Source organism: Pirellulales bacterium (assembly GCA_035939775.1).
GTDB lineage: Bacteria > Planctomycetota > Planctomycetia > Pirellulales > DATAWG01 > DASZFO01.
In genome coordinates this window covers 69430-83966 of sequence record DASZFO010000159.1, presented here as the reverse complement: position 1 = coordinate 83966, position 14537 = coordinate 69430, and the positions used below count along the sequence as shown (strand labels likewise).

The 14537-nt window shown below is 61.1% G+C and carries 13 protein-coding genes; 6 read left to right on the top strand and 7 right to left on the bottom strand.

All coding sequences use genetic code 11. The features are described 5' to 3' along the window. Nucleotides 1-41: 41 nt before the first annotated feature. Nucleotides 42-890, bottom strand: coding sequence for a DUF1559 domain-containing protein (locus tag VGY55_10535; GenBank protein HEV2970417.1), 849 nt, complete (start codon nt 888-890; stop codon nt 42-44). Nucleotides 891-910: 20 nt separating this feature from the next. Then, nucleotides 911-1333: a hypothetical protein gene (locus VGY55_10530; protein HEV2970416.1), complete on the bottom strand. Its 423-nt coding sequence runs from the start codon at nt 1331-1333 to the stop codon at nt 911-913. A gap of 396 nt (nt 1334-1729) precedes the next feature. On the opposite strand from VGY55_10530, the gene VGY55_10525 reads away from it, so the two are divergent. The 3 genes from VGY55_10525 (at nt 1730) to VGY55_10515 (ending at nt 5644) form a co-directional block, all read left to right on the top strand. Then, nucleotides 1730-3199 carry a carbohydrate porin gene (locus VGY55_10525; protein HEV2970415.1) on the top strand — a complete coding sequence of 490 codons (1470 nt, stop codon included), beginning with the start codon at nt 1730-1732 and terminating at the stop codon, nt 3197-3199. Between the two features lie 208 nt (nt 3200-3407). Continuing rightward, nucleotides 3408-4985, top strand: a complete 1578-nt coding sequence (locus tag VGY55_10520) for an ATP-binding protein (protein HEV2970414.1) — start codon at nt 3408-3410, stop codon at nt 4983-4985. A gap of 14 nt (nt 4986-4999) precedes the next feature. Then, entirely contained in the window at nt 5000-5644 is a 645-nt protein-coding gene (locus VGY55_10515) for a YbhB/YbcL family Raf kinase inhibitor-like protein (protein HEV2970413.1), read from the top strand. Between the two features lie 15 nt (nt 5645-5659). On the opposite strand, the gene VGY55_10510 is transcribed toward VGY55_10515, so the two are convergent. The 5 genes from VGY55_10510 to ribF form a co-directional block, all read right to left on the bottom strand. Next, nucleotides 5660-7033, bottom strand: a complete 1374-nt coding sequence (locus VGY55_10510; protein HEV2970412.1) for a DUF2252 domain-containing protein — start codon at nt 7031-7033, stop codon at nt 5660-5662. A 75-nt stretch (nt 7034-7108) separates the two neighbouring features. After that, nucleotides 7109-9145 carry a cytochrome b N-terminal domain-containing protein gene (locus tag VGY55_10505; GenBank protein ID HEV2970411.1) on the bottom strand — a complete coding sequence of 679 codons (2037 nt, stop codon included), beginning with the start codon at nt 9143-9145 and terminating at the stop codon, nt 7109-7111. Beyond that, nucleotides 9142-9768 (bottom strand): Rieske 2Fe-2S domain-containing protein, encoded by a 627-nt coding sequence (locus VGY55_10500; GenBank protein HEV2970410.1) that lies wholly within the window; start codon nt 9766-9768, stop codon nt 9142-9144. Before VGY55_10500 ends, VGY55_10505 begins: the two co-directional genes overlap by 4 nt. Nucleotides 9769-9803: 35 nt before the next feature. Next, nucleotides 9804-10796, bottom strand: coding sequence for a DHH family phosphoesterase (locus VGY55_10495; protein ID HEV2970409.1), 993 nt, complete (start codon nt 10794-10796; stop codon nt 9804-9806). Nucleotides 10797-10806: 10 nt separating this feature from the next. Then, nucleotides 10807-11721 (bottom strand): riboflavin biosynthesis protein RibF, encoded by a 915-nt coding sequence (ribF, locus tag VGY55_10490; protein ID HEV2970408.1) that lies wholly within the window; start codon nt 11719-11721, stop codon nt 10807-10809. Between the two features lie 267 nt (nt 11722-11988). On the opposite strand from ribF, the gene VGY55_10485 reads away from it, so the two are divergent. The 3 genes from VGY55_10485 (at nt 11989) to VGY55_10475 (ending at nt 14533) form a co-directional block, all read left to right on the top strand. After that, the gene (locus VGY55_10485) at nt 11989-13605 is read left to right on the top strand and encodes a Ppx/GppA phosphatase family protein (protein HEV2970407.1); all 1617 of its coding nucleotides are present in this window, start codon (nt 11989-11991) and stop codon (nt 13603-13605) included. A 100-nt stretch (nt 13606-13705) separates the two neighbouring features. Next, entirely contained in the window at nt 13706-13984 is a 279-nt protein-coding gene (locus VGY55_10480) for a hypothetical protein (GenBank protein ID HEV2970406.1), read from the top strand. A 210-nt stretch (nt 13985-14194) separates the two neighbouring features. Continuing rightward, nucleotides 14195-14533 (top strand): histidine triad nucleotide-binding protein, encoded by a 339-nt coding sequence (locus tag VGY55_10475; GenBank protein HEV2970405.1) that lies wholly within the window; start codon nt 14195-14197, stop codon nt 14531-14533. The last annotated feature ends 4 nt before the right edge of the window (nt 14534-14537 follow it).

Genomic DNA, 14537 nt, shown 5'->3' with positions numbered 1-14537 from the left:
GCGCGTCACAGCCTAAAGGCTGAACTCCAAAAGTCTCGCTCCTACGGCACGCTCACCGTTTCGCCTCCAGCCCGCGTCGATAGCGCCTGGAAAAGCTGGAAATCGATCTCGTAATCAAGCGAATGCACGGACGTGTCTGCAAACGAGAACAGCACGAGGTCAGGATGGTAGCTCCAAAAGTGAAAATTATGGCTGCCATCGGGCGCCCCGGGGCAAAGGCCCAGTTGCGTGCTGCAAAGATTATCACCGTCTCCGGTGCCGTCCCCATAGCCGCAATAAGGCCATCCCCAGAGATTATTCGAAACCCCACGCTCTCCCATGATGATTGTGTGTGAGGAACCATCTGTGACTTGGCTCAGCCGCACGCTGCCGGCGTAAAACAAGATTCCGTCATTCGCCGTCGACGACGTTCCCATCATCCCGAGATAATTGGTGCAACCGAAGTTTCCGAAAACTGAATCGGGGTAGATGCTGCCGGCGCTCGGATCGTCCGGGCACTTGTCGACGCTGAGGACCCTGTTGGCGGGGTCCAATTCTGGTGGCTGGGCGCCGCACCATTCAAAGCAGGTACGCGGACGACCCCAGATAAACCCGCCAAAGTCGATCATCTGATAGACGTCCTTTGACTCCATGAACGGCAAGAGCTTGGCCTGAAAGCCCCACCAGCGATCTTGGACATTTCCGACGGGGAAGGTCTTGAATGCATTGTGGAAGTGCTGCAATGCGAATCCATATTGCCGGAGATTATTCTGGCACTGGGTCCGCCGCGCGGCCTCCCGCGTGGCTTGCAAGCCAGGCAGCAATAGCCCGATCAGGATGCCAAGAATCGCGATGACGACGAGCAGCTCGACGAGCGTAAAGCCGAGTTTGGCGGAAGCATGTCGCGGCATGGCTGTGGGCCCCTTGGCGGCTATGGCTCCAACGCGAAATCGCACCGAGCGCGGTTCTCCGCGACATCGACGAACAGCGTCCATTCCATCTTAGAATCCCTGGCCGGCGCGGGCTTGACGTCCTTCGGCTGTTTGCTGGCTAAGCCCTCTAGCATTCTACTCTTGGAGATGACCCGCCGCACAATCACCCGATGGGGACCGGCCGTCGGCCCGTTGCTGCGATCGAAGCGATAGTTGCCATCGACCAGCGTCGTCGTTGCCGCCGGGCCACGATGGCCCGCAGCGGGGACAAAGGTGATCGAACCGGTCAGTTTTTCTCCGCTGGAAAGCCAAACGGCGCCGACCACCGGCAGCCGCGTTGCTCCGTCCCCCTTGCCGCAGCCGACCAGCGTCGCCCCTATTCCCAGGAGAATCCACAGCCCGGCCGATCTTCCGCGGTTCAAAGCCAATTCTGCTCCGAATGAAGCTTGATCTGACGTTTCGGACGTGTGGCGGGACCAGCGTTGAACCAGCCTCGCCCTACCGGCCATTTTACCGCGCCGCCACCCCTTCCTGTCCAGCGGGTTGGATTTCTTTTTTCCCCAAAGGTATTCCGCCGAGTAATCGGAAGGATCGTCGGCCGAGGCAGCCGCTCCCGACGTCGTGGTTGGCACATTTTACGGATTGGGCCGAAACAAACGGCGCGATTGCTGCGCGAGATCAGATTGGCTCGTCTCGAACACTAGCACGGATTCGCGCAATTCCGCATTCGGAGTCTTTGTTGCGGCTTTACCGACCCAAAAAGTTCCCGCAAGCCGTATAAGCCGGACAGATTTATTCGAATTGGTCACGGATGATCGATGGAACGAACACCGGCTAGTCTCCGCATTCGGATTGCGCTCGCTTTGTTCGCGGTGGTGATCGTGGCATTGGGCATTGGGATCGGCACCGTGTGCGCCCAAATGCCTGCGGCCAATCCTGTGGACGCGGCCTTCCGCGCCGATGCCGCATGCAATGGCGGCAACGACCAGTCAAAGCTGCCCGGCGGCGAGGAAGTCGAATCCGCCAACAAGAGCGAGACCGGCGACCAGAGCAAAGAAGAAACGTTCAATGTCTTCGGCCAAGGGACGGTGATCTCGCAGTGGCACGGCACGTTTCATTCGCCGTACAGCGGGCCGCACAGTTTCCTATCCGAAAATGAGCTAGCGACCTCGGAGACGGCCACTCTGTTTATGGGTTTGCGGTTGTGGGATGGAGGTGAACTCTATTTCGATCCGGAAATCTCCGGCGGACTGGGGCTGAGCGACGTGTTCGGCGTCGCCGCATTTCCCAACGGCGACATTCAGCGGGTCGGCAAGCCGGCGCCGACTCCGTACGTCTCACATCTTTACGTAGCGCAAACGCTCGGTTTCGGCGGCGATCAGGAGAAAGTTGAGTCGGGACCGAATGCCCTGGCGGGGTCCCGGGATGTCTCGCGCTTGACAGTCTATCTCGGCAAGTTCGCGGCCGAGGATTTCTTCGATGGAAACGCGTATAGCCACGATGCCCGTAGCCAGTTCATGAACTGGGCCCTCGAATACAATGCGGCTTGGGACTATCCAGCCGACACGCGCGGCTACACCTATGGCGGCGTGATTGAACTGAATGAGGCGAACTGGGCCTTTCGGTATGGCCTATTCGCCGAGCCGTTGGTGGCGAACGGCCCCGATTTGGATCCTCATTTCGACGAGGCTCACGGCCAAGCGTGGGAACTCGAAACGCGCTATCGACTCTTCGATCACCCCGGGAAAGCGCGATTTCTAGTCTATTGGAACCGCGCCGACATGGGCAACTACAACGAAGCGACATTCGATCCGGTGTTTGGCCTGAATATCGCAAATACGCGCAAGTATTCATCGAAATACGGCTACGGGATCAGCTTGGAGCAAGAGTTCGGCAAAGACCTCGGTGGCTTCCTCCGCTGGGGCTGGGACGACGGTCACACGGAAACGTGGGCGTTCACGGAATGTGATCGCACAATCAACTTCGGTCTGCTCTTGAAGGGGACCAAATGGTGCCGCGCGGATGACGCGATCGGCAGCGGCGTGGCTATCGACGGCCTGTCGGCGCCGCACCGCAACTATCTCGCCGCCGGCGGATTGGGGTTCGAGCTGGGGGACGGCCGGCTGAATTACGCCCCGGAAGTCGCCTTCGAGACCTTTTATGCTTTCAAGTTCAAGAAGAAGCAAATCTGGATCACGCCGGATTTGCAGCTAATCGGCGATCCGGGTTACAACCAAGACCGCGGTCCCGTTGTCATCGGCAGTCTACGTTTGCATGCCGAGTTCTGAGGGCGCCGCCACGGGACGACTGGCATCGCCGTCGTTTCTCCCACTCTCGTGGGGATACCGACAATTTTCGTTGCCGGTGGCAAGCGAGGTCGCGTAGAATCGGGAAAGTCCGCGACGGCGTGGCCGCGTCGGCTCTGCCGCCCGGAGCCGCGGAGGAGAAGCTTCGGCTTGGTATCGCCTCGTTTTCTCGGACGTGGAAAGCTCGGTCATGTCCTTAAAACAGCGCACCGATCGGGCGCAAGACGCGAGCAAGAACGTCGGGGTAGTCGATTGGCTCGGCGCGACATATCCGCCCGAGATTCAAGATCGATTTCGGCTCGTGCTAAACAAGGTGCCGGTGGTCTTGTTCACCCACGACGATCAGCTTCGCTTCACCTCGATTCACAATCCGCTGGGGCAGATTCCCACGGGCTCCATCATCGGAAAGACCGATCTGGAGTTGGCTGAAATCTACGCGCCCGAGGCGGCGGCGGAACTCGTTGAATTCAAGTCCGAAGTATTGCGGACCGGCCGCGGCGCGCGGCGGACCTTCTTTCTCTCGATTTTCGGCAATCCGTGCGCCTTCGACCTGACCGCCGAACCGATCCGGGATGCGGACGGTCGGCTGGTCGGGCTGGCCTGCGCCGCGATCGATGTCACCGAGCAGCAGCGAGCCGAACGGGCGCTGCGCGAGGCCAATCGTCAAAAGGACGAATTCCTGGCGATGCTGGCCCACGAGCTGCGCAATCCGCTGGCACCGATTCGCGGCGCGGTGCAATTGCTGCAACTTTTCGGTTCGAACGTGCCGGACAAAGGGCTGGCGATCGAGGTGATCGATCGGCAGGTGGATATGTTGGCCCGGCTGGTGGACGATCTGCTCGATGTCTCGCGAATTACGCGCGGAAAGATCACCGTCCGCAGAGAGCCGGTGGAGCTTTCCACGGCGATCCAGCGCGCCATCGACACAACCCTCCCGATGATTCATTCCCGTGGGCAAACGCTTTCCGTTTCGCACTCCAATGAACCGCTCTCGATCTCGGGAGATGCGGCGCGCATCGAACAGGTCTTTTGCAATCTGTTGAACAACGCCGCCAAATTCATGGGGGCGGGGGGGCGGATTGAAGTTCAATGCGAGCGGGTCGACGCAGAAGCCATCGTCCGCGTTCGCGACCAGGGGCGCGGCCTAGCGGCCGAATCGATTCCGCGATTGTTCGAGTCGTTCTATCAGGTTGATCAAGGGCTCGCGCGCAGCGAAGGAGGACTTGGCCTCGGCTTGGCCCTGGCCAAACGGCTGGTTGAACTCCACGGCGGCTCAATCGAAGCTCTTAGCGAAGGTTTGGGACGCGGGAGCGAATTCGTCGTCCGGCTGCCGCTGGCCGTTTGGCCGGAGTCAAGCGAGTCGCCGGCGGGCGTTCCGTCGGGCGCCGCTCGCTGCGCTGGGGGACTGCGAATCTTGATCGTCGACGATAGTGCCGATGCGGTGACGACGTTGAAACTGCTGCTCGCAGTCCGCGGTCATGAGATTTGCACCGCTGGCGACGGCGCGGAAGCGCTTACGGCATTCAATGATTTTGATCCGCAAGTGGTCCTCTTGGACATCGGCCTGCCCGGCATGGATGGTTATGAAATCGCCAAGCGCATACGGCAGAGCGCCAACGGCGAACAGGTGAGAATCATCGCCACCACCGGTTACGGCCGCGACGAGGATCGCCATCGCGCGATGGAAGCCGGCTTCGATTTTCATCTCACCAAGCCGGTCAATTTCAAGACACTGGAGGAATTGATTAACGGCATCCGCGTTTCCTAGTTACCAAGTTTCCCATGACAACCACGATTCGCCCCGCCCGCTTGCGGCGAGATCGCGCGATTGCGCTCGCGGTTTCATCATTTCTCGCACTCGTCGTCAGCGGCGCGACCGGTTGCGGGCAAACCGGCGGTGGGCCATCCGTATCCGCGGCGGCCAGTCAATCTCCCGGAGGCACCAAGATGTCGATCACCGTTTCCAGCGAAGCGTTCAAAGCCGGCGAAGCGATTCCGAAGATGTACACGGGCGAAGGAGCCGACCGCTCTCCGCCGCTCTCATGGTCCGGCGTGCCGGCAGGGGCCAAAGAACTTGCTCTGATTTGCGACGATCCCGACGCCCCGACGAAAGAACCGTGGGTGCATTGGGTGCTTTATAAGATTCCAGCCGAAACGAAATCGCTCGCGGAGGGCATTCCGCGCAAAGAGCGTCCGCCGCAGCCGGCTGGCGTTCTCCAGGGAGTGAATTCGTTCCCGAGCGATCACACGGGCTACCGCGGCCCGATGCCGCCGCCAGGGCACGGCGTGCATCACTACCACTTCACGCTCTACGCGCTCGACAAACCGCTCGATCTGGAATCGGGCCTCGACAAGAAAGCCCTCCTTGCCGCAATGAGCGGACATATCTTGGAGCAAGGGGAGATCGTCGGGACCTATCAGCGGTAGCAGGCCGCGGCATTTTCACGCGGCATCTTCGCTCTCGGCCTTTATCCGGCCGGATTTCACGGCGGCGAGCATGGCGGCGTGGTCTTGCTCCGTCACGTCCGCGTAGTCGCGCGCGAATGTCGCGATCGCGCGATCGAACACGTCGCTCTTGCCCAGATAGCCGCTGATCAATCCGGCGTCGCCCGACTTGGCGTGAGCGCGGGCCAGCGCCCAGCCGCACATTTCGCCGTAATCGATCAGGGCCGAGGCCGACAGACCATCGATGTTGATTACGGCCTTCATGTCGCGAAGCTGGCGGAAATAGAAATCGCGTCCTTCTTCCGCGGACCAGCCGAGCAGAATATCGCTGGAGGACTGCATCATCCGCTGCCCGGCGACGACTCGCTGCCCTTGGTTGGCGTATTGGCTCTTGCCGGCATAGGGGGCGAGCACCGATTCGCCGGCCTCTTTGTATTGCAAAAAGATTGGATCATCGTCATCGGCCAGGAGCAAGATCACCGCGCAGCGCGTGCCGACGCTCCCCACGCCGACCACTTTCATCGCCACGTCGACGATGCGATATCGCGACAACAGAAAGCGGCGGTCGCCGGAAAGCGACTCGCGATACCGCTTGAAGAACGTGTGCATCTCCTCCTCGAAGCGGCCATCGTGCTTGGGATGAAACACCAGGGGATGGCGGTCGACGATCCGCCGATGGCCATCGACCACCTCGGTCATGCGGGGAAAGATATGGCTGGCAACTTGCGACCGGGCCTTTGCCAGCGTCGGCTGCCGAGCGCGGCGATTGTCTGACACGCGGGCCAGGTCCATCACCACGGTGGCGTCGATGTGCGCGTACCAAACTTCGATCGCCCGCATCTCCGCATACCCGCGCATTCGCTCGCGATACGTGCGGGCGACCGCCACGGCCGCGTCTTCGCAATCGCGCTTGGCCACGCCGATCGAGCGGCCGGCCACGACGAAGCTCGCCGCGAGCCGCTTGAGATCCCACTCCCAAGGGCCGGGAAGCGTTTCGTCGAAATCCATCACGTCGAAGATCAGGTTCCGCTCGGGAGTGCCGAATGCGCCAAAGTTATTCAGATGGCAATCGCCGCCGAGCTGCACTCGGATGCCGGTGGTCGGCGTCGCCGCCAGATCGTAGGCCATCGCCGCGGCGGATCCGCGCAGAAATGTGAACGGCGAACGGACCATGCGGCCATACCGGATCGGCACAAGTTCCGGCAACCGCCCCACGCTCGTCTGCTCGAGCATTTCGATCGGATCGGGACGATCGGGCGACTTCGACCACTGGGCGTGAGAAGTTCGCGGCACGCGCTGCCGCAGCGCTTTCCCCTGCGCCAGGCGCTCGACCAGGGAATAGGCGATTTCCGTCGAATGGTGTTGATGCATGGAGGACTATCTCGAGATCCCAGAGTTGGCTGCTGGATCACCATTCTAGCTGGCGCGCAGGCCAATTGCACCGGTTCATGGCCCGTCAGCCGGCGCATCCCAGTCGCCGCGAAGCCAGTTGACGAGAAACCGGACTTCCTTGGGGCTCAGACGATTCTTGCTCGGATCGGCATCTTTCGCGAAGGCCGGCATACGATCGTTGGTCGTGCCGTAAAACCGCTTGTGCGACGGATTGCCGATAAACGCGACGAGCCACTCGTTGGAACCGTAACCGGTCAAATCGGGCGCGCTGCCTAACTCAACTCCGTTGTCGCGGAAGCGATGGCATTCGCCGCAGCGATCGGTGTCTTTGAGGCGCGCCTGGCCCTTCCCGATCGGATCTTGTTCAGTCTGGTCAAGGACCTTCTGCGCCGGCAGGTCCGCTTCGGCCGACAGCGCTGCCACCACCTGCTTGACCTCGTCCGGCTTCCACAGCTTGGGATCGTGGAGCCGATCGGTCACGAAATCAACCATGTCGGACTTCTTGTGCTTCGTATTGCCGAAGAATTGCGGGCCGGCGATCAGCTTGGGGTCGAGCAGCCGTTCGAGCCAGCGGCGACTGGCGAAACCGTAGAGATTCGGCGCGGTCGCCCTGGCCAGTTGATCCTTGTTGTGGATTTCGGCCGGCGGCAGATCCGGGTCGAAAACCATGTGGCAGCTCGCGCAATGCTGATAGAACAATCGCCCCCCTTGGGTCTTGGAATCCTCGCGCAGCATGTTCAATGCGCCCGTCGGCGGAATGCGCTCGGCGCGGCCCGCGAGTTCCATTGCTCGCTCGGCGTCGTCGTTGGCGAGAGCGACGGCCTTCAAATAGTCGTCTGACTTCCGATATTTTTCAAAGGCCACTTTCTGGCGGCGGAATTCGGCGATCTTTTGCTGATCGCCACTGAAGAACTGCTCCATCTTTTTGTCGTCGCCACCAAATTGCTGGATTTGCGTCTCGACCTCGGCGAACTGCGCCCGATCGGTCCACTTCGCTCGGTGGTCTTCGATATAGGCCGAGGCAGTCAGCCAGCCAATGCCCGCGAGCAGCAACAGCGTGAAACCGACGTTGAACCGATGTCCCAATTTCCAGCGGCCAAGAATTGGCATCAAAAACATGAAGCCCATCACCAGGCCCGGAATTATAATCGCGCCGAAGAATTCTCCTTTCTCGCCGAGCCCTTCAAAGAGCTTGAGAAACTGAAACAAGAACAGAAAATACCACTCCGGGCGAGCGGCAGAGTACGCATGAGCCGGATCGGCCGGGGCGCCGAGTTCCGCTCCGAGGTTGGACGGGTTGGCCGGCACCCCGTTGCCCCCGACGACGGCCGGCAGCGTCGGCCGCACGATCAGCAGCAGCACCACCACCAGCACGGCCAGGCAGGCCACAGAATCCTTGAGCACCTGATCCGACCAAAACGTCGCATCCGGACCCTTTACCGGCGTCTTGTGACAGATGCCGTGCCGCCGAAACAGGGCGACGTGCAGCACGAGGAAGAACACGAGCATGCCCGGGAGCACACCGGCATGAAGGGCGAAGAATCGCGTCAACGTATGATGGCCGTAGTCTGGCCCACCGATCACGAGTGCGGGCAACCGTTTGTCGACGAGGCTCATCAAGTTGGTCGCCACGCGAGTGGCCCAATAGCCCTTCTGGTCCCAGGGAAGCAGATAGCCCGTCAGCGACAGCCCGAGCACGATCAGCATCAGCACCAGACCGAGCCAGAAATTCACTTCCCGCGGCGCGCGATAGGCCCCGTCGATCACCACCTGCATCAGGTGCAGCACCAACAGCACGATCATCGCCTGGGCCGTGAAATGGTGCAGCCCACGAAGCAGCCAGCCCCCTTGCATCTCGTGCTGGATGAAATAGACGCTTTCCCAGGCGGTCTGAGCGCTCGGGCTGTAGGCCATCCAAAGAAAGATGCCCGTGATCAGTTGCACGCCGAACGTGAATACGAGCGTGCTGCCCCAGACATAGCGCCACCTCGCGCCGCCAGGAATCCGTTCGTATAGCGCTTCATGCACGAAATGCCGATAGCCCGTGCGGTTGTCCAGCCAGTTCGAGAGCGCTTTGAGCTTGGATATCACGACTTGGCGATCTTCTCCGCGATGCCGGTGTGGAAGGTTTCGAACTTCACCCACACCTCTTTCAGGCCGTGGTTGTCGCGGATTTCGTAGGCGAGGCTATCCATCGGGCGGGGGCTGGGGCCGTAATCGAGTTGGCCGTCGAGGTGGAAGGCGCTGTTATGACACGGGCATTTGAAGTCATTGCCCGAGGCCGAGTAATCGAGCATGCAACCGGCGTGGGGGCAGGTTGTCTGAAACACCTCGAGTTTCGCAGGGCCCTGCTTTCGCCGCACGAAGACGGCGCCGATCGGCTCGCTGGGAAAACAAGTCCAGGCATCGATGCAACTGGCCACGACTGGAAAGGCTCGCGGGACGTCGTCGTCCGGAACCGACTCGAGATTCGTCACTTTGATAAAACCCCGCCCCGCCGCTCCCCTCCGCAAGGGATCGGCAAAAACAAATAGCCCCGCCGCCAAAGGGAACACCGTAATCAGCGCGCCGATCGCGACGGCTGCCACGCGAGCGAAGAAACCGCGGCGATTGCTGCCGGCAGCGCTGGCTTTCGGACCGTTGGCATGGGGCGCGCCATGCCGCGCCGGCGACGGGTTCGGAGGAGGGTTTGTCTCTTGAGCCTGGTTCGCCATAATTCCGCCGCTTGCCTGCGTGCCTTCCCTCCGACTCAATTTCCAGTGTTCATGGCGGCGCGAACGGCGTCAAGCACCTTGGCTTGGGCGACGTCGAACGGTTCATTGAGCGTTGCACCGGCCGCTGCTTTATGGCCCCCGCCGCCGAATTGCTCGGCTAATCGGCTGCAATCCAATTGCCCCCGGCTGCGGAAGCTGACCTTCACTCCGCCGACGGCCAACTCGACCAGCATGATGGCCGCCTGAGTGCCGACGACGGTGAGCGTCATGTTGATGATATCTTCGGTATCGCTGGCGACCGCGCCGGTGGCGCGAAAGTCCTCCTGCCGGATCGACGTGTGAATGAGCCGCCCGTCCAACTCGGTTTGAGCCCGAGCCAGCGTGCGGCCGATCAGGTTTATCCGCGGGAGCGTGTCGCGTTCATAGAGCGCGTTGTACAACTCGAACGGCTTCACTCCGGCTTCCATGAGCATGGCAGCCACACGGAGCGTATCCGGCTGGGTCGAGGCAAAACGAAACCAACCGGTGTCGGTCGCGATCGCGGCAAACAGTGGGACGGCAATCTGCGGGGTGAGTCGAACGCCAAGCTGCTCCGCCGCCTGAACGACGAGCCGGCCGGTCGCTTCGGCGGCCGTATCCTTGAACGGCTCCGCACCCAGATCATCGCCGCTGACATGGTGGTCGATGACGATTTTCTTCGCCTTGGTGGATCGGAGCACGTCGCCCATCGGGCCCAACTGCGCCCAGGCACTCGTGTCGAGGACGATCAGAACTTCGTACGATTCGAGAGCATTGGGCTGAACATCGACACCGATGGTTCTCAGTCGCCGTCCCGGGTCGATGAATTGAAGGTTTCGCGGCGTCGGCTGGCCGTTGACGATCAGCACTTCCTTGCCGAGCGACTCGAGCACTCCCGCCATCCCCAATTCGCTTCCCAGGGCGTCGCAGTCCGAGCGAATGTGGCTCGTGAGCAGGAACCGCTGGTGACCACGGATGATTTCGACCAGTCGCGGCCAGTTGATGCTCATGTGTGTTTCTCTACGCCTCGGCCGCCGCCGCGATATCGGCTTCCAATTGGACTTTGAGTGCTTCAACGTTGTCGAACCGCTGAATGTCCCGCAGACGGCGATGAAAGTCAACCTCGAGCGGCTGGCCATAGAGCGATCCCTGAAACCCGATCAAATGGATTTCGACCTTCATCCGCTGCTCGCCGAAAGTCGGATTCGGGCCGACGTTGATGGCCGCCGGCCAAGCCGTGCCATCGGCAAACGCGCGGCCCGCGTAGACGCCCGGGCCCGGCAACAGCGTGTCGATGGCGTCCAGATTTGCGGTGGGAAAGCCGATCCGCGCGCCGCGCGCCGCGCCGTGGCGGACCATCCCGCGGAGGCGATAGGGGCGCGTGAGCATCAGACCGGCCTCGTCGATGCGGCCTGCCGAAATCAGTTTGCGGACCCGCGAGCTGGAGACATAGTCGCCTTCGACTGTGATCGGTTCGACCACTTCCAGGCCCAAGCCCGCAGTTTTGCATAGCCCTCGGAGCACGTCGATCGTGCCGGCGCGGCCGCGGCCGAAATTGAAATTCGGACCCTCGACCAGAATTCGCGCATCGAGCCGTTGGCGGATGATCTGGTCGAAGAATTCGCCGGCCGTAAGGCGCAGCAGCTCTTCGTCGGTCGGGTAGGCGATCATCGCGTCGACCCCGAGTTCGCCGAGCAACTCCGCCTTGCGATCGGTCCAGGTGAGCGGTGGCGGGGCTTCTCGCGGCCGCAGGATTCGCACCGGATGGGGATCGAACGTGAATACGACCGCCCGGCCGCTCACTTCGCGAGCCCGCTCGATTAGCCGCTGGGCAATTTGCGCGTGCCCGAGGTGAACACCGTCGAAATTCCCGATCGCCACCGCGCCGCGGCGTAGTTGATCGGGCAGGTGAGCTAAGTCGCAGATGAGTAGCACGGGAAAGTGACAAGTTGCAAGTGATAAGTGGCAAGTGGCCGCGGAAAGGCGCGGATGCACGCTCGAACGATGGGGCATTATCCGTCGATTCGCTCGTCCAATCAACGGCAAGCACTCGGTCACCGCACTTCTGATTCGCGTCCCTTGCCACCTGCTACTTGCCACTTTCCCTTATGCTATTGTATTGAAGTAGATAAACTTTACGTAACTGACGAATGTGCCGGCTGGGCGCGGCACGCCGGTTGGGATCCGCAGCCAAAGCGATCAATGGACGACAAGCAAATCTACTTTTCGCCGGAGATGGCCCATCGTTTGGCGGCCATCGATATTGGCTCCAACAGCGTGCGCCTGATGGTCGCTGAGCCGATGCGGGGCGGGAATTACCGAATCCTCGATGAAGAGCGGGAAGCCACCCGCTTGGGTCGAGCGCTCAATTCCACCGGCCGGCTCGATCCCGAGGCGACGGCCCTGACGCTCGCCGCTTTGCGAAGGTTCAAGCAAATCACCGACGGCTTTCAGGTCGCCGAATTGCGGACGATCGCCACCTGCGCCGTCCGCGAAGCGACCAACGGCCCCGATTTCTGCCGCCGGGCGAAAGAGGAACTCGGCATCGACATCGACGTGATCAGCGCCGAGAAAGAGGCCCGGCTCGCGTTTTTCAGCGTGCAGCGAGCATTCGATCTGTCGGGCAAGAATGTGGTCGTGGCCGACATCGGCGGAGGCAGCACGGAGATCATTCTGGCCTCGGGCAACCTCATCGAAGCCACGTTCACCACGCCGCTCGGCGCCGTGCGGCTCACTGAAATCTATGGCAATGGAAATGGTCTCGCCGATCCCGATCTCGAGAAACTCGCCAAAGCGATCGACCAGCAGCTTCGCCGGTTGACAAAGAAGCCGTTTTTCTCGCCGCATTTTCTGATCGGATCGGGTGGCACATTCACCAGCCTCGCCGACATGATCATGGCCTCGAAGGGGCAAGTGGGGCTGCCGACCCGAGGCTATAACGTGACGCATGCCGAGGTGAGCCATTTGCTCGATCGCTTGCGGAAAATGCCCCTCAAGACACGCCGCGGCGTGCCGGGCTTGAGCCCCGATCGGGCCGACATTATCGTCGCCGGACTCACGATCATCGACCGGATCATGCGGCAATTTCAGGTGAATTTGCTGCAGGTCCACAACCGGGGTGTGCGCGACGGCCTGATCCTGACGATGATCGACCAAAACCTTGGGGCCCCGAGCCAGGACCCGCACGATCGGGACTCGGCCATCGAGCGATTCGCGGCATCCTCATCCGGTGAACTGGCCCATGGCCGACAGGTAGCTCGACTGGCGGGGCGCATTTTTGAGCAGTTGGCGCCGTCCATCGGGATGAACACAGGAGATCAGTTGCTCTTGGAAACGGCCGCTCGGCTTCAAGACGTCGGCTATCTCATCAACTACGAAAAGCATCACAAGCACAGCTATCATCTCATCCTCAATAGCGGGCTACCGGGCTTTCAACCGCGCGAGCTAGAGCTGATCGCCAACGTAGCCCGCTACCATCGCGGCGCGAAGCCGAAACGGAAGCACGGCAACTTTCGCCAGTTATCGGCCGAAGATCAGCAGCGAGTGCGGCAGCTTGCAGCCATCTTGCGGTTGGCAGGCGGATTGGATCGGAGCCATTCCGGCCAGGTGCGCGACGTGATCGTGAAGCGCGACGGCGATGGCCGGCTGGCGATGAAAGTCGCGGCCGCAGAGAATCCCGATGTCGATATCTGGAGCGCTCGGCGGCGTGCAGCCATGTTCGAAAAGGTCTTCAAATGTCCGCTCTCGATTCGCTGGCAGGGGCAGAATCAATCGGCTGCCGACACCGACTCTGGGGACACCACGGCCCAGGCCGGCTAAGTCCCAGCCACGAATGCCGCCCCGGCTACTTCCGTTCGCCGAACGACGGCTCTATATTCATGTTCGCGTAGGCAGTCAATCGGCCCGAACGGAGCGCAATGTGGTCAGCAAGGAATTCTTGGCGATGATTCGCTGCCCGGAGAATCGTTCAGCGTTGGCGCTGGCGGACGCCGCACTGGTCGGTCGCCTTAACGACGCGATTGATGCCGGCTGGCTGCGGAATCGCGCCGGTCAGGCGGTAGCCGAATTCCTCGACGGCGGCCTCGTGCGAGAAGACCAGGCAATCGTATATCCGATCGTCAGGCAAATCCCCATCCTGCTTGTCGATGAAGGTATCCCGCTGGAACAAGTGACTAGCGGTACTTCAAAGCTGTTGTGACATGTTGGGTGCCATGCCCACGGCTCGGCGTCGGCTCGGCGTGGGCATGAGACGCAACGAGGCATGGCCACTCAGGGCAGTGGCCATGCCACCCGTCAATTCAGCATTGAAGCTCCATTAGCGGCAAGTGACGATTGACAAAGTCGCACCGTGGAGAAAATGCATCCACGTGCGCATCCACCGATTCCGAGTCTCCGGTCCATAGCCCCAATGAAAACCATTTTCAAACGGATCATCGATCGAGAGATTCCAGCCGACATCGTCTACGAAGACGATCAATGCCTGGCGTTTCGCGACATCTCGCCCCAGGCCCCGACGCACGTGCTGCTGATCCCCAAGCGCGAAATCGCATCGATCGACGCGTTGACGGATGCCGACTCCGAGTTGATCTCACATCTTTGGTTTGTGGTCCGTGACTTGGCCCGCAAGTTGAATCTCGGCAACGGCTATCGGGTCGTGATCAACAACGGTCCGGGGGCCGGACAAAGCGTAGATCATTTGCACTTGCACCTCCTCGGCGGCCGCCCGATGCACTGGCCGCCGGGATAAACTC

Bases quoted from the DNA above. Each gene is read 5' to 3' on its own strand.
- VGY55_10535 (HEV2970417.1), bottom strand. From the start codon at position 890: ATGCCGCGACATGCTTCCGCCAAACTCGGCTTTACGCTCGTCGAGCTG.
- VGY55_10525 (HEV2970415.1), top strand. From the start codon at position 1,730: ATGGAACGAACACCGGCTAGTCTCCGCATTCGGATTGCGCTCGCTTTG.
- VGY55_10520 (HEV2970414.1), top strand. From the start codon at position 3,408: ATGTCCTTAAAACAGCGCACCGATCGGGCGCAAGACGCGAGCAAGAAC.
- VGY55_10515 (HEV2970413.1), top strand. From the start codon at position 5,000: ATGACAACCACGATTCGCCCCGCCCGCTTGCGGCGAGATCGCGCGATT.
- VGY55_10510 (HEV2970412.1), bottom strand. From the start codon at position 7,033: ATGCATCAACACCATTCGACGGAAATCGCCTATTCCCTGGTCGAGCGC.
- VGY55_10500 (HEV2970410.1), bottom strand. From the start codon at position 9,768: ATGGCGAACCAGGCTCAAGAGACAAACCCTCCTCCGAACCCGTCGCCG.
- VGY55_10495 (HEV2970409.1), bottom strand. From the start codon at position 10,796: ATGAGCATCAACTGGCCGCGACTGGTCGAAATCATCCGTGGTCACCAG.
- VGY55_10485 (HEV2970407.1), top strand. From the start codon at position 11,989: ATGGACGACAAGCAAATCTACTTTTCGCCGGAGATGGCCCATCGTTTG.
- VGY55_10475 (HEV2970405.1), top strand. From the start codon at position 14,195: ATGAAAACCATTTTCAAACGGATCATCGATCGAGAGATTCCAGCCGAC.